At 73.4% G+C, this 18,186-nt stretch carries 14 protein-coding genes; 7 read left to right on the forward strand and 7 right to left on the reverse strand.

The genetic code is table 11. From position 1 onward, the window contains the following. Position 1: 1 nt before the first annotated feature. From ACFVHO_RS38615 to rsmH, 4 genes are all read right to left on the reverse strand, one after another. Positions 2 to 1,714, reverse strand: a complete 1,713-nt coding sequence (locus ACFVHO_RS38615; RefSeq protein ID WP_385725198.1) for a UDP-N-acetylmuramoyl-L-alanyl-D-glutamate--2,6-diaminopimelate ligase — start codon at positions 1,712 to 1,714, stop codon at positions 2 to 4. 26 nt (positions 1,715 to 1,740) lie between these two features. Continuing rightward, positions 1,741 to 3,561: a peptidoglycan D,D-transpeptidase FtsI family protein gene (locus ACFVHO_RS38620; protein ID WP_385725212.1), complete on the reverse strand. Its 1,821-nt coding sequence runs from the start codon at positions 3,559 to 3,561 to the stop codon at positions 1,741 to 1,743. 198 nt (positions 3,562 to 3,759) lie between these two features. Continuing rightward, positions 3,760 to 4,377, reverse strand: a complete 618-nt coding sequence (locus ACFVHO_RS38625) for a septum formation initiator family protein (RefSeq protein WP_385725199.1) — start codon at positions 4,375 to 4,377, stop codon at positions 3,760 to 3,762. A gap of 98 nt (positions 4,378 to 4,475) precedes the next feature. Then, a complete protein-coding gene (gene rsmH, locus ACFVHO_RS38630) occupies positions 4,476 to 5,432 on the reverse strand; it encodes a 16S rRNA (cytosine(1402)-N(4))-methyltransferase RsmH (RefSeq protein WP_385725200.1) in 957 nt (318 codons plus the stop codon). A gap of 463 nt (positions 5,433 to 5,895) precedes the next feature. Here rsmH and ACFVHO_RS38635 point away from each other — a divergent pair, with 463 nt between their 5' ends. From ACFVHO_RS38635 to ACFVHO_RS38650, 4 genes are all read left to right on the forward strand, one after another. Continuing rightward, entirely contained in the window at positions 5,896 to 6,459 is a 564-nt protein-coding gene (locus tag ACFVHO_RS38635) for a beta-class carbonic anhydrase (protein ID WP_385725201.1), read from the forward strand. A 253-nt stretch (positions 6,460 to 6,712) separates the two neighbouring features. Further along, positions 6,713 to 7,729, forward strand: coding sequence for an AAA family ATPase (locus ACFVHO_RS38640; RefSeq protein WP_385725202.1), 1,017 nt, complete (start codon positions 6,713 to 6,715; stop codon positions 7,727 to 7,729). Further along, entirely contained in the window at positions 7,729 to 9,093 is a 1,365-nt protein-coding gene (locus tag ACFVHO_RS38645; protein WP_385725203.1) for a DUF58 domain-containing protein, read from the forward strand. The genes ACFVHO_RS38640 and ACFVHO_RS38645 overlap by 1 nt, the downstream gene beginning before the upstream one ends. Positions 9,094 to 9,187: 94 nt before the next feature. Further along, positions 9,188 to 11,602 (forward strand): DUF3488 and DUF4129 domain-containing transglutaminase family protein, encoded by a 2,415-nt coding sequence (locus ACFVHO_RS38650; RefSeq protein ID WP_385725204.1) that lies wholly within the window; start codon positions 9,188 to 9,190, stop codon positions 11,600 to 11,602. A gap of 297 nt (positions 11,603 to 11,899) precedes the next feature. Here the strand turns inward: ACFVHO_RS38650 and ACFVHO_RS38655 are convergent, their stop codons facing one another. The 3 genes from ACFVHO_RS38655 to ACFVHO_RS38665 all read right to left on the reverse strand — a co-directional run bounded on the left by ACFVHO_RS38655 (position 11,900) and on the right by ACFVHO_RS38665 (position 14,321). Continuing rightward, positions 11,900 to 12,322, reverse strand: a complete 423-nt coding sequence (locus tag ACFVHO_RS38655) for a DUF3040 domain-containing protein (RefSeq protein WP_385725205.1) — start codon at positions 12,320 to 12,322, stop codon at positions 11,900 to 11,902. A gap of 301 nt (positions 12,323 to 12,623) precedes the next feature. Further along, complete coding sequence (locus tag ACFVHO_RS38660) at positions 12,624 to 13,484, reverse strand: methyltransferase (protein WP_385725206.1); 861 nt, start codon at positions 13,482 to 13,484, stop codon at positions 12,624 to 12,626. A 309-nt stretch (positions 13,485 to 13,793) separates the two neighbouring features. Next, a complete protein-coding gene (locus tag ACFVHO_RS38665; protein ID WP_385725207.1) occupies positions 13,794 to 14,321 on the reverse strand; it encodes an SAV_6107 family HEPN domain-containing protein in 528 nt (175 codons plus the stop codon). A 184-nt stretch (positions 14,322 to 14,505) separates the two neighbouring features. Between ACFVHO_RS38665 and ACFVHO_RS38670 the strand changes: the two genes are divergently transcribed. Genes ACFVHO_RS38670 through ACFVHO_RS38680 form a run of 3 tightly spaced genes read left to right on the forward strand, consistent with a single transcriptional unit; the run spans position 14,506 to position 18,024 of the window. Beyond that, complete coding sequence (locus tag ACFVHO_RS38670) at positions 14,506 to 15,321, forward strand: ATP-binding cassette domain-containing protein (RefSeq protein WP_385725208.1); 816 nt, start codon at positions 14,506 to 14,508, stop codon at positions 15,319 to 15,321. Next, the gene (locus ACFVHO_RS38675; RefSeq protein ID WP_385725209.1) at positions 15,293 to 17,377 is read left to right on the forward strand and encodes a YhgE/Pip family protein; all 2,085 of its coding nucleotides are present in this window, start codon (positions 15,293 to 15,295) and stop codon (positions 17,375 to 17,377) included. The genes ACFVHO_RS38670 and ACFVHO_RS38675 overlap by 29 nt, the downstream gene beginning before the upstream one ends. Positions 17,378 to 17,406: 29 nt before the next feature. After that, the gene (locus ACFVHO_RS38680) at positions 17,407 to 18,024 is read left to right on the forward strand and encodes a TetR/AcrR family transcriptional regulator (protein WP_385725210.1); all 618 of its coding nucleotides are present in this window, start codon (positions 17,407 to 17,409) and stop codon (positions 18,022 to 18,024) included. Positions 18,025 to 18,186: the final 162 nt, after the last annotated feature.

Raw genomic sequence — 18,186 nt, forward strand, 5'->3', positions numbered from 1 at the left:
TTCATCCCTGGGTTTGCTCGATAGCTTCGCGAAGCACCAGGCGGTCGTCGAAGGGACGGACCACCCCGGCGATGTCCTGGCCCTGTTCGTGTCCCTTGCCCGCGACCAGGACGGTGTCCCCGGGCTCGGCGCGGGCGACGGCCGCGCGGATGGCGGCGGCGCGGTCCTCGAAGACGGCGACGTCACCGCGCTCGTGGGCGGGCACCTCGGCGGCGCCCGCGAGCATCGTCGCGAGGATGGCGAGGGGGTCCTCGCCGCGGGGGTTGTCGGACGTGAGTACGGCGGTGTCGGCGAGCCGGGCCGCGGCCGCGCCCATCGGCCTGCGCTTGGTCTGGTCGCGGTCGCCGCCGCAGCCGAGCACGATGTGCAGCTTGCCCTCGGTGACCTTGCGCAGCGCGCGCAGGACCGATTCGACGGCGTCGGTCTTGTGGGCGTAGTCCACGACGGCGAGGTAGGCCTGGCCGGCGTCGACACGCTCCAGGCGGCCGGGGACGCCCGGGACGGCCGCGACGCCGTCGGCGGCCTGCTGCGGGTCGATCCCGGCGACGGCGAGCGACACGATCGCGGCGAGGGTGTTGGCGACGTTGAAGGGCCCGGCGAGCGGCGACCGGGCGGCGATCCGCTCGCCCTTGGGGCCGACGGCGGTGAACGTGGAGTCCAGCGGCCCGACTTCGACGTCCTCCGCGCGCCAGTCGGCGTCCGGGTGGCCCTCGGCGGAGAAGCTGGTGACGGGGACCTCGGACTCGGTGAGGAGGCGGCGTCCGTACTCGTCGTCGAGGTTGACCACGCCGAGCCGGGCGCGCCGCTTGGTGAACAGCTGTGCCTTGGCCCGGAAGTAGTCCTCCATGTCGGAGTGGAACTCCATGTGCTCCGGGCTCAGGTTGTTGAAGACGGCGACGTCGAAGACGCAGCCGTCGACCCGGCCGAGCACGAGCGCGTGGCTGGAGACCTCCATCGCGACCGCCTCGACGCCGCGCTCGCGCATCACCGCGAACAGCGCCTGCAGATCGGTGGCTTCGGGCGTGGTCCGCTCGGACTTGATGCGCGTCTCGCCGATGCGCGTCTCGACGGTGCCGATGAGCCCGGTGGCGCGGACGGCCTTCAGACCGCCCTCGATGAGGTACGCCGTGGTGGTCTTGCCCGAGGTGCCGGTGATGCCGATCTGCAGCAGGTCGCGGCCCGGGTGGCCGTACACCGTCGCGGCCAGCTCGCCCATGCCGCCGCGCGGGTCGGCGACGACGAGCACCGGAAGTCCCGTGGCGGCGGCGCGGTCGGCGCCGGTCGGGTCGGTGAGGATCGCGGCGGCGCCGAGGTCGGCAGCCTGGGCGACGAAGTCGGCGCCGTGCATGCGGGCGCCGGGCAGGGCCGCGTAGATGTCGCCGGGGCGCACCGCGCGCGAGTCGTGGGTGATCCCGGTGACGGCGGCGTCCGTGCCCGGGGCCGCGGCCCCCAGCTGATCGGCGAGCTCCACGAGGGGGGTGGCGGAGACCTGGGTCGGCCTCGGCGGTCCCGGGTAGGTCACGGGAGCGTCCTTCTGGGTGGTTTGGGACTGATCAGCGTGTGGCACGGCGGTGAGCGTACCGGGCGCACCCCCGTTGGGGCCAAAAGGCAGGGGGCCACACGCGGTGGGGTCGGGCGGGGGCAACGGCGGCCCGGGGGTGGCGGCACGGTGTGTCGCGTGCCGGTTCCCCGGGTCCGGGGTGATGGTCGTCACGGGCTGTTCCTGTCCGGCCGCGCGCCTCAGCCGCCGTTCTCGGGTCGGCCGGGGGTCTCCGGCCTGCCGGGGTCGTAGGTGACCGGGAGCGGGGCGGGGGCCTTGCCGGTGGGCGGGGCCTGGAGGGTCTTGAGGGCGAACTGCATGACCTTCTTGTAGATGGGGCCGCAGATCTGGCCGCCGAAGTAGCTGCCCTTCGTGGCGTTCTGGATGACGCAGTAGACGGTGACGCGCGGCTTGTCGGCGGGCGCGAAGCCCGCGAAGGACGAGGTGTAGCCGCGGTAGCGGCCGGTCTGCGGGTCGACCCGGTTGGCCGTGCCGGTCTTGCCCGCGACGCGATAGCCGGGGATGCGGGCCTTGGTTCCGGTGCCTTCCTGGTCGTCGACGACGGACTCCAGCATCCGTGCGACGGTCCGCGCGGTCTTGGCGCTGACCACGCGGGTCTTCTTCGGCGCGGGCGCGGGCGTGAAGCGGCCGTCGGGCCCCTTGGTGCCGCGCACCAGCGTGGGCTCGACGCGGACGCCGTCGTTGGCGATGGTCGAGTACACGGACGCGGCCTGCATGGCGTTGATGGAGACGCCCTGGCCGAAGGGGATCGTGAACTGCTGGGAGGTCGACCACTTCTCGGGCGGCGCGAGGATGCCGGAGGTCTCGCCGGGGAAGCCGAGCCCGGTCTCCTTGCCGATGCCGAACTTCCGCAGGTACGAGTAGAGGGTCCGGTTGACCTCCCGCTGCGTCTTGCCGAGTTCGCCGGTGGCGAGGATGGTGCCGATGTTGCTGGACTTGGCGAGCACGCCGTTGAGCGTGAGGTACCAGGTCGGGTGGTCGATGTCGTCCTGGAAGAGCCGGTCGCCGCGGTGCAGGCGGTTGGGCACGGTCACCCGGGTGCCGGGGGTGGCGGCGTTCTCCTCGAGGACGGCGGCCATCGACATGACCTTGGCGGTGGAGCCGGGTTCGTAGGCGTCCTGGAGGGCCGCGTTGCCGAGGCTGGCGCCGCGGGCCTGGGCCAGGTCGTTGGGGTCGAAGCCGGGCGCGTTGGCCATGGCGAGGACCTCGCCGGTGCGGGTGTCCTGCACAAGGACGTAGCCGCGGTCGGCCTTGGACTTGCGCACCTGTTCGGTGATGGCGTCCTGGGCGGCCCACTGGATGTCGCGGTCTATGGTCAGCTCGACGTCCGAGCCGGGCACGGCGGGCTTCTCGGACCTGCCGGCGGTGGGCACCTGGCGGCCGCCGGACTGGGCGTAGCGGATCTCGCCCTGCTTGCCCGCGAGTTCCTTGTCGAGCTGCTGCTCGACGCCGCCGCCGCCCTTGCCGTCGGCGTTGACCCAGCCCAGTATCCCGGCGGCCAGGCCGTCGTTGGGGTACACGCGCTTGCTGGTGGGCACGGCGAAGACGCCCGCGAGGACGTTGACCGCCTTGGGGTCGGCGCTCGCCTTGTCGGCGAGCGCGGAGCGCAGGTCCTTGATCTGCTTCCAGACCTGCGGTGCCTCTCGGCGGGACAGGAGGGTGAAGCGGGTCTTGGGCGTCCGGAGCTTCTTCGCGAGTTCACCGGCGTCGGCGTCGAGGATCGGCGCGAGCAGCCCGGCGGCCTGCTCGGGCGCGTCGCCGGTCTTCGTCTCCTTCGGCGTGAAGAGCGTGGGGTCGGCGGTGATGTCGTACGCGTCCACGCTGGTGGCGAGTTCGACGCCGCCGCGGTCGGTGATGGCCCCGCGCTCGGCGGCCAGCTTGTGGCTGGAGTACCGGTTCTTCTCGGCCTTGGCGGCATAGGTGTCGGCGTCCACGGCCTGCACCTGGAACAGCCGCACCACGAACGCCAGCATCACCAGGGTCAGGCCGAGGCTGACCATGCGCAGCCGGGGCCGCGGGCTGCCGAGGCGGATGGTCTTGGCCTGGGGCGCCTTGGGCGGCCTCGATCCGGACGGGCGGGGGCGGCGCGACGCGGGCGGGCGCGCTCCGGGACCCGGGCCACTCCGGCCACCGGGGCGGGCGGGCCGCGCCGGGCCGGGGACCCGGCGGCGTGGGGGTGGCGGTTGGCGGTCCGTCACTTACGTCACCTGCCGGGGGGTCGTGGGGGCGGGCCTCGCGGGAGCGGCCGGGGGTGGGGGCGGTGCGGGGGACGGGGTCGCCGACGGTGCGGCGGCGGGGGCCGGGGGCGGTGGGCCGGGGGCGGCGGGGGCGCTCGGGGCGGTGGTCGCGGTGGGCTGCGGCGCGGGGGCCGTGGAAGGGGCGGCCGGGGGGCGCGCGGGGCCGGGGACCGGGACGGGGCGGCGGGCCGCGGACTCGCGCAGGGCGGAGGAGCCGGGGGCGACGCCGGGCTTGCCCCGGACGGTGCCGTCGGGGAACAGGAAGGCCGGGTCGCCGCCGGGGACCATGCCGAGCTCGCGGGCGCGGCGCTGGAGGGCGTCCGGGGCGGCGTACTCGTCGACGTCCTTCTGGAGCTCCTGCTCCTCGTCGGTGAGCTCCTGCGTCTCCTTCTTCAGCTTGGTCAGCTGGAAGGAGCCCTCGTTCAGGGAGGAGTTGAGGATCAGGAGCGTGATGAGGCCGCCGCCGAGGAGCAGGACGACCAGGAGCACGAAGGGCGTGCGCGCGGCCTGGCTCGGGCCCGCGGGCAGCAGCCGGGCGAGGCGCGCGGCCCTCCCCCGCAGCTCGGGCTTCTTGCTCATACGGCCTCCTCGCGGACGCGGCTCACGGGGCCTCTTCGGTGGGGCCGCTCACGGGGCCCCCGGTGCGGGCGTTCACGGGGTCCGCCCGCCGCGGCCGTTCACAGGGCTTCCTCGCGGATGCGCTGCGCACCCCGCAGCCGTGCCGGAGCGGCCCGGCGGTTCTCGGCGATCTCTTCCTCGGTGGGCAGCTCGGCACCGCGGGTGAGCAGCTTGAGCCGCGGCTGGTACTGCTCGGGCACGATCGGCAGGCCGGGCGGCGCCGTGGTCGCGGCGCCCGCCGCGAACACCTGCTTGACCAGGCGGTCCTCCAGCGAGTGGTACGAGAGGACGGCGATGCGGCCGCCGACGGCGAGCGCCTTCACGGCGTCCGGGACGGCCCGCTCCAGGACGCTCAGCTCGCCGTTGACCTCGATGCGCAGGGCCTGGAAGGTGCGCTTGGCCGGGTTGCCGCCGGTGCGCTTGGCGGCCTGCGGCAGCGAGTCGCGGATCAGCTCGACGAGCCGGGCGCTGTTGCTGAACGGCTCCTTCTCGCGCTCGCGCACGACGGCGGAGACGATCCGCTTGGCCTGCTTCTCCTCGCCGTACTGCCGCAGGATCCGCACGAGTTCACCGGCGGGGTAGGTGTTGAGGACCTCGGCGGCGCTGACGCCGGTCGTCTGGTCCATGCGCATGTCGAGGGGGGCGTCCTGGGCGTAGGCGAAGCCGCGGTCGGCCTCGTCGAGCTGCATGGAGGAGACCCCGAGGTCGAACAGGACGCCCTGCACGCGCGGGACGCCGAGCCGCTGCAGGACGTCGGGCAGCTCGTCGTAGACCGCGTGGACCAGGGTGGCGCGGTCGCCGTAGGGGGCGAGCCGCTCGCCGGACAGACGCAGGGCTTCCTTGTCGCGGTCCAGGGCGATGAGGCGGGCTGAGGGGAAGGCGGCGAGCAGCGCCTCGCTGTGGCCGCCGAGGCCGAGGGTGCAGTCGACGACCACCGCTCCCGGCTCCGCGAGCGCCGGGGCCAACAGGTCCAGGCACCGCTGGAGCATCACCGGGACATGGCGGGCAGAACTCAATGCACCCTCTCAGGGTCCGGCGCGGATGCCGTACGCACAGCCGGGTCCCCGCCCGCTCGTGAAGGGGAATCCGGCCCGCCGGCGCCGGGGAAGTGGCGTCGGCCGACCGGGAGCGGGAGGAGGCCGAGCCGTACGTACGCGCCGCGCACGTGGGGACTCAAGAAATCTCCGGAACGGTCCGGTTGCGATGTCCGGGCCGGTCCAGCGGGAAGCGGACTCCACTCCCGCTTCGCGTCACTTTAGTCCACCCTGTCTCGCGGTCAATCAACCGGCCTGCGCGGCGCGGCCCGGCCGCTCGGGAAGCCGCCGTCCGCGCGGCGTCACCGGTTCGGACGCGCCCCTCGTCACCGGTTCGGACGCACGCTCCGGGCCCCTGTGGGTTACCTCACAACAACGCCCTATGACGTTCTTTGTCCGCTCTCACAGCAGGCCCACATCACACGTGACCACTACGGTCATAGTCATGACGACTTCCGCATCACTCCCCACGAATTCCGAAGACGCCATAAGCACGAACGGCACACGCGAAGGCGACACCGTCACCGACCGCCTCGTCGAGGCCAACGAGCGTTACGCCGCCGAATTCACCGACCCGGGCATGGACGCCCGCCCCGTACTGCACGTCGCCGTGGTCGCCTGCATGGACGCCCGCCTCGACCTGCACGCCGCCCTCGGCCTCGAGCTGGGCGACTGCCACACGATCCGCAACGCGGGCGGTGTGGTCACCGATGACGTGATCCGTTCCCTGACCATCAGCCAGCGGGCGCTCGGCACCCGCAGCGTGGTTCTGATCCACCACACCGGCTGCGGCCTGGAGTCCCTCACCGAGGAGTTCCGGCAGGACCTGGAGAACGAGGTCGGGCAGCGGCCGACGTGGGCGGTGGAGTCGTTCCGCGACGTCGACCAGGACGTGCGCCAGTCCATGCAGCGCGTGCGGACCTCCCCCTTCCTTCTGCACGCCGACGACGTCCGTGGATTCGTCTTCGACGTGAAGACGGGGCTCCTCCGCGAGATCGACCCTGCGTGACCGACGCCTGTTGGGTACCGGACAATCTCCGGTACCCAAAAGGCGACAAGCCCCGACATATCGCCGCCAGTTGTCCACAGGCGAGTGACACGAACCGGTAAGCCCAACAAGAATGCGTGTGTGGCGTCGCGCTGAACCATTCACGCGTGGTGTCCGTGTTTCGGGGTGGGCCGGTCCGCACGCGAGCGTCGGCCCGGGAAAAGAAGAAACCTGTGCTCCTTGCCGAGCGTGGGGAAGGGCCGAGGAGGGCCGGGTGACGACCTATGACGATCGAGCGAGCCTCACAGATCTGACCACGACCGCGGAGCGTGTCCGCAGGTCGGTAGAGGGTGTGATCGAGGGCAAGCCGGAGGTCGTACGGCTTTCGCTGACCGTGCTCCTGGCGGAGGGGCACCTGCTCATCGAGGATGTACCGGGCGTGGGCAAGACCATGCTCGCCAAGGCGCTCGCGCGGTCCATCGACTGCTCGGTGCGGCGTATCCAGTTCACGCCCGACCTGCTGCCTTCGGACATCACGGGCGTGTCCATCTGGGACCAGCAGCGCCGCGACTTCGAGTTCAAGCCGGGCGCGATCTTCGCGCAGATCGTGATCGGCGACGAGATCAACCGCGCGTCTCCGAAGACGCAGTCCGCGCTCCTGGAGTCCATGGAGGAGCGCCAGGTCACCATCGACGGGCAGACGTACGAACTGCCCAGCCCCTTCATGGTGGTGGCCACGCAGAACCCGGTCGAGATGGAGGGCACCTACCCGCTGCCCGAGGCGCAGCGCGACCGCTTCATGGCCCGCGTCTCCATCGGCTATCCGGCCCCTGAGGCCGAGTTGCAGATGCTGGACGTGCACGGCGGCGTCTCGCCGCTCGACGACCTCCAGCCGGTCGCGCACGCGCACGACATGGTGAAGCTCATCGACGCGGTCCGCACGGTCCACGTCGCCGAGTCCGTGCGCAGATACGCCGTCGACCTGGTCGCGGCCACCCGCAGCCACCCGGACCTGCGCCTGGGCGCCTCCCCGCGCGCGACGCTGCACCTGCTGCGCGCGGCCAAGGCCTCCGCCGCCCTCAGCGGCCGCGACTTCGCCCTGCCGGACGACGTGCAGGCCCTCGCCGTCGCGGTCCTCGCCCACCGCCTGCTGCCCACGGCCCAGGCACAACTGAACCGGCGCACGGCCGAGTCGGTGGTCCACGAGATCCTCCAGCGCACCCCCGTCCCGGCGACCCAGCAGCCCGGCCAGGGCTTCTTCGGTCAGCCGCCCGGCTCGCGGAGGCTGTGATGGCCGCCGGGGGGCCTGCCGCGCGCGCCGAGGACGACCGGGGCGGGCTGCGCACGGCGCTCGCCGGCCTGACCACGCGCGGCCGCTCCTTCTTCGCGGCGGGCATAGCCGCCGCCGTGTGCGCCTACGTCCTCGGCCAGAGCGATCTGCTGCGGGTCGGCCTGCTCCTCGCGGTGCTCCCGCTGGTCTGCGCGGCCGTGCTCTACCGCACGCGCTACCGCGTCGCGGGCAGCCGCCGCCTCTCCCCCGCGCGCGTGCCCGCCGGTGCGGAGGCGCGCGTGCACCTGCGGATGGACAACGTCTCGCGGCTGCCCACGGGCCTGCTGATGCTCCAGGACCGGGTGCCGTACGTCCTCGGGCCGCGCCCGCGCTTCGTGCTCGACCGGGTCGAGGCCGGGGGCCGCCGCGAGGTGTCCTACCGGGTGCGCTCGGACCTGCGCGGCCGCTATCCGCTCGGACCGCTCCAGCTGCGCCTGACCGACCCGTTCGGCATGTGCGAGCTGACCCGCTCCTTCTCGACGTACGACACCCTGACGGTCGTCCCGCGCGTGGAGGCGCTGCCGCCGGTGCGGCTCACGGGCGAGGCCAAGGGGTACGGCGACGGGCGGCACCGCTCGCTCGCGCTCGCCGGGGAGGACGACGTCATCCCGCGCGGTTACCGCTACGGCGACGACCTGCGCCGCGTCCACTGGCGCTCCACCGCGCGCTACGGCGAGCTGATGGTGCGCCGCGAGGAGCAGCCGCAGCGCTCGCGCTGCACGGTGCTCCTGGACACCCGGGGCGTCGCCTACCAGGGCGCGGGCCCGGACTCGGCCTTCGAGTGGGCGGTGGCGGGCACCGCGTCCGCGCTGGTGCACATGCTCGAACGGGGCTTCTCGGTACGGCTCCTGACGGACACCGGCAACTCGCTTCCCGGCGAGGGCGCCGACGGCTTCGCGGGCGCGAGCCAGGAGTCGGCGGACTCGGCCGGGCTCATGATGGACACGCTCGCCGTGATCGACCACTCGGACGGCGCGGGCCTCTCGCGCGCGTACGACGTGCTGCGCGGCGGGAACGAGGGCCTGCTCGTGGCCTTCCTCGGCGACCTGGACGAGGAGCAGGCCGCGGTGATCGCCAAGATGCGCCAGCGCAGCGGCGCCGCGGTCGCCTTCGTCCTGGACAGCGCGGCCTGGACCCAGGGTCCTGGACCGGCCCCGTCGGCGGCGGCGCAGCACTCGGTGCGGCTGCTCGGCGAGGCGGGCTGGACGGCGGTCGCGGTGCCTCCGGGGGTGGCCCTGGTCGACCTGTGGCGGCAGGCGGACCGGCTGCGCACCAGCGCGGGGCCCGCGCCGACGGCGGGGACGACGGCAGGGGGCTGGTCATGAGGGGGCGTTCGGGAGCGGGTGACTCCGGCGGCGTGCGGCCCCGGGAACGCCGGTACGACTACGAGGGGTTCTCGGTGAGCCCGGGGGGTGCTTCATGAGTGGGCGTACGCGGCTCGCGCTGTGTGCCACCGCCGCCACGCTGATGGCGTCGGGCGCGCTGCTGCCGCTCGTCGACACGTCGGGCTGGCTCGTGCAGGCGGCGATCCTGCTCGCGCTGCAGAGCGGGGTCGGCGCGCTCGCCCGGCGGGTCCCGCTGGCGCGGCCGGTCACGGTGGCCGTGCAGGCCCTGGTGACGCTGCTGCTCCTGACGCTGGTGTTCGCGCGGGAGCAGGCGATCGCCGGGGTGATCCCGAGTCCCGAGGTCTTCCAGCACTTCAGCACGCTGCTCGAGACGGGCGGCGACGACGTGGGGCGGTACGCGATCCCGGCGCCGCTCACCGACGGCATCCGCCTGATGGTGGTCGGCGGTGTGCTCGTGGTGGGCCTGGTGGTGGACGCCCTCGCGGTGACGTTCCGCACGGCCGCCCCGGCCGGGCTGCCGCTGCTCGCCCTGTACTCGGTCGCGGCCGGGCTGTCCGGGGACGGCGCCGGGTGGCTGTGGTTCCTGCTCGCGGCGGCCGGATATCTGCTGCTGCTCCTCGCCGAGGGCCGGGACCGGCTCTCGCAGTGGGGGCGGGTCTTCGGCGGCTCGGGGCACGCCCCCGGGCGGGTCTCGGCCGGGCTCGACAGCGACGGCGGCGCCATCGCCCCGGTCCGCACGGGCCGCCGCATCGGCGCCGTCGCCCTCGGCATCGCCCTGGTCGTGCCCCTCGCGCTGCCCGCCCTCGACGGGGGCCTGCTCGACGGCTCGGGCGGGCCCGGGGGCGGCGACGGGGGCGGGGGCGGCACGATCTCCGCGGTGAACCCGCTGGTCGCGCTCCAGGACAGCCTGAACCAGCCGGAGGACCGCGAGGTCATCTCGTACCGCACGAACGCCAAGAACACCCAGGACCTGTATCTGCGGATCGTCTCGCTCGACAAGTTCGACGGCACGACCTGGCGGACCACCGTCCGGGACATCTCGGACGTGCCGGCCCGGCTGCCGGACCCGCCGGGCCTGTCCCCCGAGGTCCGCAGGACGGAGATCCAGACGAACATCTCGGCCGACGACCGCTACGCGCAGAACTGGCTGCCGATGCCCTACCCGGCCAGCCAGGTCCGCATCGAGGGCCGCTGGCGGTACGAGCCGGTGGGCCGCGCCCTCGTCGGGGACCGCGGCCAGACCACCCGGGGCGCGCAGTACAGCGTCAACAGCCTGGTGGTGGAGCCGACGGCCGAGCAGTTGGCGTCGGCGCCCGCGCCGCGGTCGGACCTGGCCCGGGAGTTCACGAAGGTGCCCGGCACACTGCCGTCGGTGGTGGAGTCCACCGCGCGGAAGGTCACCGAGGGCTCGTCGAACGACTACGAACGGGCGGTGAAGCTGCAGGACTGGTTCGCCTCGGAGGGCGGCTTCACGTACAACACGCAGGTCCGCGCGGGCAGCGGCCCGTCCGCCATCGCCCGCTTCCTGGACCAGAAGGAGGGCTTCTGCGTCCACTTCTCCTTCGCCATGGCGTCGATGGCCCGCACGCTCGGCATCCCGGCGCGCGTCGCGGTGGGCTTCACGCCGGGTTCCGCGCAGGCGAACGGCACCATGTCGGTCGGTCTGCGGGACGCCCACGCGTGGCCCGAGCTGTACTTCGAGGGTGTGGGCTGGACCCGGTTCGAGCCGACGCCGAACCGCGGCTCGGTGCCCGAGTACACCCGCCCGGACACCCCGTCCGAGGACTCCGACTCGTCGGCCGTGCCCGAGCCGTCCGCGTCGACCGCGCCGTCGCCGACGCCCTCGCAGTCCCAGGACTGCCCGCGCGACCTGCAGCAGCAGGGCGGCTGCACGAGCGCGATGCCGCAGCTCACGGGCGGCTCCGACGACGACGGGCCGCCGCTCGGCTGGATCGTCGGCGGCACGCTCCTCGCGCTGATCGTCCTGGTGGTGCCCGCGCTGCCCATGCTGTGGCGGGCCCGGGTGCGCGCGGTGCGGCTAGGGAGCGGCGGGCGTACGGAGGCGGACGCGGCCGCGCGGACCCTCGCGGCCTGGCAGGAGGTCACCGACACCGCCTGGGACCACGGCATCACTCCGGACGAGTCCCAGACACCGCGGAAGGCGGCCGCCCGGATCGTGCGGGTCGGCGGCCTCGGCACCGGCCCAGCGGATTCGGTGCACCGGGTGGCGGCGGCGGTGGAGCAGGTCCTGTACGCGCCCCGGCCGCAGCCCGCGCCGGGCCTCGGGGACGATGTGCGCCGCCTGCGGGACGGCCTGCGGGCCTCCGCGAGCCGGACGGCGCGGCTGCGGGCGACGGTCGCCCCGCGTTCGGCCGCACGGGTGGTGTGGGCGGCGTCGGACCGCTGGGCGGCGCTGAGCACCCGCTGGTCGCAGTGGGTGGTCAGGCGCTGGGAGGCGCTGCGCAGGCCCGCGCGACAGGGAGGCTAGGCCTCCGGCCGGGGGCGGGAATGGCCGGTCCCCGGCGTGTGTGAGCAGGTGAGCGGCGTCCGGTCCATGGCCGGGCGCCGCTTCTTTGGGTGCTGACGGTGCCGTGCCGGGCGGGCGCGGGCGGCGCCGTGCCGGGTGGGCGCGGGCGGCCGGTCGGGCGCGGACATGCGTGTGGGGGGTGACCGATGCGTTTCGGTCACCCCCCACACGCATGTCGAAGGGGTCGGCGCGTGAAGGCTTCCGGCGGAGCGCTGTGCGTCCGCGCGGGGGTAAGCCCGAGGAGCGCGGCCGGACGGGCTACTGGCCGCCCTGCTGCTCGTCCCTGCGGCGCTGCCAGCGTTGTTCGATGCGGTCCATCATGGAGCGGCGCTGCCGGGACTGCTGTCGGCGGCCGGGTGGCGCACCGGGGCTCGCGGCCGCCGCTGCTCCGGGTGCCTGCTCACCAGGCTTGGGCGCCTTGCGCCAACCAGTGACGGCGAGCACCGCACACCCCAGCATGACGAGGAAGCCCACTACGCTCACCCAGATCAGCTGGGCGACCATTCCGGCCATGAGAAGGGCAATGCCCACCAGGAAGCCCGCGACCGCTTGGTAGACCCGCTTCCGGGTGTACGTACGCAGCCCGCTTCCCTCAAGCGCTGTCGCGAACTTGGGATCTTCGGCGTACAGCGCTCGCTCCATCTGCTCGAGCATGCGCTGCTCGTGCTCCGAGAGCGGCACGGAGTCCTCCTCATCGTGCAGTCGCCGGGGCGACCGGGGGGTCCCCTTCAGGATAGGCAGGGAATCGCCCCCGTGAAACCCGCCCCTCTGCGCCAACTTCGCCAAACCGGACCGCCAGGTCGCTCCGGCTCACTGAAGCCTGCATTCCCCAGCGGCCGGTCCGTCATGCCGGACGGTGTCCCTCGATCATACGGCGCCGGTAGCCCGTTCGGGGGGCCTGTGGCGTACTCCATGTGCGGCTGCGCCGCTGATCAGGGAGCCGATCCCAGCCGCCACAGGGGCCCCACGCGCCGGTCGGCGCTCAGGCCTCGTCGGCCCCGGTGGCCCCTGCCGCCCCCTGGGTCTCGCCAAGGACGTGCAGCTGGGTGGCCACGGAGTGGAAGGCGGACAGCTCGGCGGCGGCGGCCTCCAGCTTGAGCAGCGCCTCCAGGGCGCCGGGCTCGGTGTCCACGAGGACGCCGGGGACGAGGTCGGCGAAGACGCGCACGCCGTGCACGGCGCCGACGCTCAGGCCGGCGCCCTCGACCAGCTCGGTCAGCTGGTCGGCGGTGAAGCGGCGCGGCACCGGGTCACCCTCGCCCCAGCGCCCGGCCGGGTCGTCGAGGGCGCGGCGGGCCTCGCTGAAGTGCCCGGCGAGCGCGCGGGCGAGCACGGCGCCGCCGACGCCCGCGGCGAGCAGGCTCAGCACACCGCCGGGGCGCAGGGCGCTGACGGCGTTGCGCACGCCCTCGGCAGGGTCGTCCACGTACTCCAGGACGCCGTGGCAGAGCACCGCGTCGTACCCGCCGCGCTCGACCACGTCGAAGAGGCCGTGCACATCGCCCTGCACGCCGCGCACGCGGTCGGCGACACCGGCCTCGGCGGCGCGGCGCTCCAGCGCGAACAGGGCGTTCGGGCTGGGGTCGACGACCGTGACGCGATGGCCGAGGCGGGCGACGGGCACGGCGAAGTTGCCGCTGCCGCCGCCGGTGTCGAGCACGTCGAGGGCGGCCTCGGTGTCCGGCTCCCCGCCCGTGGCCTTGATCCGGCGGTCGAGGGCGTCCTTGAGGACATCCCAGACCACGGCGGTACGGAGCGAGGCGCCCGGACGAGGGGGGTCGGAGCGCGGCGACGCCGTTTGCGTGGGGCGGGGGGAGACGGGCGGGCGCATCGGGTCCGACACGGCAGTTGACTCCTCGGCGCGGCTCCGCCTGGGTACGGCGGGCTGTTCGGGTGCGGGCGCCTCCACCCTATTGCCTTCGCGGCCGTGCCCCGTCATCCGTCCCACCGGTCGGTCCGGGTGCGTCCGCGCGGGTCAGGGCGGGTGAGGGCGGGGCAGGGCCCGCGGGTCGGCGCGGGGCGCAGGGCGCCCTCGGCCGCGGCCTCCCCCCTCGGCTTCCGCCTCGCCCTGCCCCTCCGCTTCGGCTCGCCCTGCCCCTCCGCTTCGGGCCCCTCCGCTCCGAGCCTCCTCCGCTTCGAGCCCCCCTCCGCATCAGCCGCTGTCCGGCGGCTCCTTCCTCGGCTGGGGCAGCACGGGTTGGAGGACGAGCATGCGCTCGACCAGGCGCAGGAACATCGCCACGTCCCGCAGCAGGTCGTCGGCGTCACGGACGGTCGCGGCGCCTTCGATGCCCGCCTCGGCGCGGGCCCTGCGGGCGGCGCCGGACGCGAACAGGGCGCTCCACTCGGTCAGTTCGGGCGCTATCTCGGGGAGCACTTCCCAGGCACTCCGGATGCGCTGCCTGCGGCGTGGGTTGAGCTCGGGGCGGCCGCGGGCGGCGAGGACCGCGGCCGCGGTGCGCAGGGCGGCGAGGTGGGCGGTGGCGTAGCGCTCGTTCGACGTGTCCAGGTGGGCCGCCTCGTCGAGTCCGGCGCGGGCCTGGGCGAGCAGCTCGAGGGCGGCGGGTGGGGCGGAGGCCCGGCGGAGCACCGGGTGGACGTCGCTCGCGGGACCGGTCAGTGAGGGGGCAGGGCCGAGGGCGCGGCGCCGGCGTGCGGCTGCGGCGTGAGAACTGGCCATGACGAACCTCCTGTCGTCTGTGTGACGGCGCAGTGGCCGTATGTGCCCATCGTGGAGTACGCCACTGACAATCCGCCCTGACCAGCGCTTTTGCCTCGATCGAAGGTTCGGGATAGTTTTTGCACTGACTGGTCAGTTCAAAAACTCGGGCCCACTGGGCCAAGGAATCGGACGAGGGGGGACCGTGGACGGTCCGCACGGCGCCGCCGTCAGCGCGGCGGACTTCGGGCTCAAGGGGCCGCGGGGCTGGGCGTTCCGCGGCATCGGGATCACGGCAGGGCCCGGGGCGCTCATCGCGGTCGAGGGTCCTTCCGGCTCCGGCCGGACCTGTCTGCTTCTCGCCCTCACCGGCCGCATGCGGTCCACCGAGGGCACGGCGACGGTCGGCCGCCACCGGCTGCCCAAGCAGCTGGCCGCCGTGCGCCGGATCAGCGGGCTCGGCCCCGTCCCGGGCGTCACCGACCTCGATCCCGCCCTGACCGTGGCCGAGCACCTGCGTGAGCGGGCCTTCCTGGAGCGGCGGTTCGAGGGCTCGCTGCGCGGGCTGCTGCGCCCGCGCAAGGACCGGGCGACCGAGTCCCGGCTGCGGATCGACACCGCGCTGCGGGCCGCCGGGCTCGACGTCGAGGCGCTGCCCAAGGGCTCCCGTACCGCCGTACGCGACCTGGAGCGGCTCGAAGCGCTGCGGCTCTCCGTGGCGCTCGCCCTGATCGCGCGGCCCCGGCTGCTCGGCGTCGACGACACCGACCTCAAGCTCTCGGACGCCGAACGGGAGGCCGCCTGGGACCTGTTGAGGTCCATCGCCGCGAACGGCACCACCGTCGTGGCCGTGTGCAGCGAGGCCCCCGAGGACGCGGTCGTCGTATCGACCGCCCCGCGCGCGGACGCCGACGCACACGGCACGGCAGCGGCAGACGACACGGCCACCCCCGACGACGGACCCGACACCGACGACGACAAGGAGACGGCCGATGCGGTCGCCGAAGCTCGCCGCGCTTGAGCTCAAGCGCTTCGGCAGGGGCAGGCTGCCCCGGGCGGCCCTCGTGGCGCTCCTGCTGCTGCCCCTGCTGTACGGCGCGCTGTACCTGTGGTCCTTCTGGGACCCGTACGGCCGCCTGGACAAGATCCCCGTGGCCCTCGTGAACGACGACAAGGGCGCCACCGTCAACGGCAAGAAGCTCACGGCGGGCGACGGCATCGCGGAGCGGCTGCTCGACAGCAAGACCTTCGACTGGCACGAGGTGAGCGCCGCCGAGGCCCGCGACGGCGTCGAGGACGGCACGTACTACCTGTCGCTGACGATGCCGTCGGACTTCAGCGAGCGGGTGGGGTCCAGTTCCGGTGACACCCCGGAGACGGGCGCCCTGAAGGTCCGTACGAACGACGCCAACAACTACATCGTCGGGCAGATCTCGCGGACGGTCTTCTCCGAGGTGCGCACGGCCGCCTCCACGAAGGCGTCGCGGAACATGCTGGACAAGATCTTCATCTCGTTCTCCGACATCCACGGCAAGACGCAGGAGGCCGCCAAGGGCGCCGACAAGCTCGAAGGCGGCATCGGCAAGGCGAAGAAGGGCTCCGAGGACCTCGTCGACGGCCTGAAGAGCGCCAAGGACGGCAGCGGGGACCTCGCCTCCGGCGTGCGGAAGCTGCACACCGGCGCGGGCGACCTGGAGGACGGCTCACGCCGGGTCGCGAACGGCACGCAGAAGCTCGCCGACCGCGTCAACGGCGACGCCGCCAAGGTGCGGCCGTACCTGAAGGACAACGGCAAGGTGCTCGGCGACAGCGCCCAGCTCGTCGCCGACTCCTCCCGCGCGGTGCGGCACAACCTGAAGACCCTCGTCGACAGGGCCCCGAAGGCGGCGACCGAGGCCAAGGAGGCGTCGGCCGCCCTGAACGGCGTCTACGAAGAGCAGTGCCAGCAGGCCCCCCACGCCCCCGATTGGTGCCCGAAGCTGAAGAAGGCCAAGGAGGTCGCGGCCGACGTCTCGACCGTCGCCGGGGACGTCGACACGCTCGTCAAGGACCAGAACGGCGACCTGAAGACCCTCGACACGAACCTCGCCACCCTCCAGAAGAAGGCCCAGGGCCTCGCCGACCGCGCCCCGCACCTGGACGAGAACCTGGAGAAGACCGTCCGGGACGTCAACGCGCTCAACACCGGCGCCGGAGACGTCGCCAAGGGCGCCAAGAAGCTGCACACGGGCCTGGGCACGGCCAAGACCGGCGCCGCGGACCTGGACACGGGCGTCGACAAGCTGAAGACGGGCGCGACCGACCTCGACGGCGGCATGTTCAAACTGGCCGACGGCTCCCAGGAGCTCGCGGGCGGTCTGCACGACGGCGTCAAGAAGATCCCCGACTACGACAAGCAGGACCGCGACCGGCGCACGGACGTCATGGCCGACCCCGTGCAGCTCGCCTCCCAGTCGCTGCACAAGGCGCCCAACTACGGCACGGGCTTCGCCCCGTACTTCATCCCGCTGTCCCTGTGGGTCGGCGCGATGGTGGCGTACATGCTGATCCAGCCGCTCAACCGGCGCGCGCTCGCCGCGGGCGCCCCCGCCTGGCGCATCGCGCTCGCGGGCTGGCTCCCCGTCGCCGCCCTCGGCACGCTGCAGGTGGCGGCGCTCATGTCGGTCCTGCACTGGCGCCTCGGCCTGCAGATGGAGCGGGCGGCCGGGACGATCGGCTTCCTGATCCTGGTGACGGGCTGCTTCGCGGCGATCGTGCAGTGGCTGAACGCGCGCTTCGGGGCGGCCGGACGCATCCTCGTCCTCGCCTTCCTGATGCTCCAGTTGACCTCCGCGGGCGGCACGTATCCGGTGCAGACGAGCCCGACGTTCTTCGGCGCGATCCACCCGTACCTGCCGATGACGCACGTCGTCGACGCCCTGCGGCGGCTCATCACGGGCGGCGGCCTCGGACCGGTGTGGACGGCGTGCGCGGTGCTCGCGGCGTTCACCGTGGGCGCGCTGGCGCTCACCGCCGTCTCCGCGCGCCGCAAGCAGGTGTGGACTCTGGACCGGCTGCATCCGGAGCTGAGCCTGTGAACGCCGCGGAACCTGTGAAAATCAAGCTCATGGAAAGCAGTGCGAGCAGCTCGCGGCGCGAGGCCACGCGGCAGAAGCTCTACGAGGCCGCCGTCACCCTCATCGCGGAACAGGGTTTCTCCGCCACGACAGTTGACGAGATCGCCGAGCGGGCGGGCGTAGCGAAAGGCACGGTCTACTACAACTTCGCCAGTAAATCGGTCCTCTTCGAAGAGCTGCTGCGGCACGGCGTGGGACTGCTCACCGCGTCCCTGAAGCAGGCCGCCGACGAGGCCACTCTGGAGGGCGGCAGCAAGGTCGACGCCCTGGACGCGATGATCCGCGCGGGCCTCGTCTTCATCGACCGCTATCCGGCCTTCACCCAGCTGTACGTCGCCGAGCTGTGGCGCACGAACCGCGCCTGGCAGTCCACGCTCATGGTGGTCCGCCAGCAGGCCGTGGCAGTGGTCGAGGACGTGCTGCGCGGGGGCGTGGAGGACGGTGAGCTGAGCGAGGAGATCGACATCCCGCTGACGGCGGCCGCCCTGGTCGGGATGGTCCTGGTGGCGGCGCTCGACTGGCAGTCGTTCCAGCCGGAGCGCTCGCTCGACGACGTGCACGCGGCGCTGTCGCGGCTGTTGCAGGGGCGGGTGAGCGGCGGCGGGTGAGCGGCGGCGGGTGGACCCTTTCGCAGGTCCGTTCGCAGGTCCGTTCGCAGGTCCTCTCGCGGGTCCCTTCGCGGGTCCTCCCGCGGATCCCTTCGCGGGCTCGTTCACCCGTTCGCAGTCGTCGCGCGGCGCCGGTCCGGTGGAGCCTGGATGTCCCAGGCT

The sequence above is a fragment of the Streptomyces sp. NPDC127108 genome (assembly GCF_042677545.1).
Classification (GTDB): Bacteria; Actinomycetota; Actinomycetes; order Streptomycetales; family Streptomycetaceae; genus Streptomyces.

Coding starts and splice junctions, on each gene's coding strand:
- ACFVHO_RS38645 (WP_385725203.1), top strand. CDS start 7,729: ATGGCCGCCGGGGGGCCTGCCGCGCGCGCCGAGGACGACCGGGGCGGG.
- ACFVHO_RS38650 (WP_385725204.1), top strand. CDS start 9,188: ATGAGTGGGCGTACGCGGCTCGCGCTGTGTGCCACCGCCGCCACGCTG.
- ACFVHO_RS38635 (WP_385725201.1), top strand. CDS start 5,896: ATGACGACTTCCGCATCACTCCCCACGAATTCCGAAGACGCCATAAGC.
- ACFVHO_RS38675 (WP_385725209.1), top strand. CDS start 15,293: ATGCGGTCGCCGAAGCTCGCCGCGCTTGAGCTCAAGCGCTTCGGCAGG.
- ACFVHO_RS38625 (WP_385725199.1), bottom strand. CDS start 4,377: ATGAGCAAGAAGCCCGAGCTGCGGGGGAGGGCCGCGCGCCTCGCCCGG.
- ACFVHO_RS38680 (WP_385725210.1), top strand. CDS start 17,407: ATGGAAAGCAGTGCGAGCAGCTCGCGGCGCGAGGCCACGCGGCAGAAG.
- ACFVHO_RS38665 (WP_385725207.1), bottom strand. CDS start 14,321: ATGGCCAGTTCTCACGCCGCAGCCGCACGCCGGCGCCGCGCCCTCGGC.
- ACFVHO_RS38620 (WP_385725212.1), bottom strand. CDS start 3,561: ATGGTCAGCCTCGGCCTGACCCTGGTGATGCTGGCGTTCGTGGTGCGG.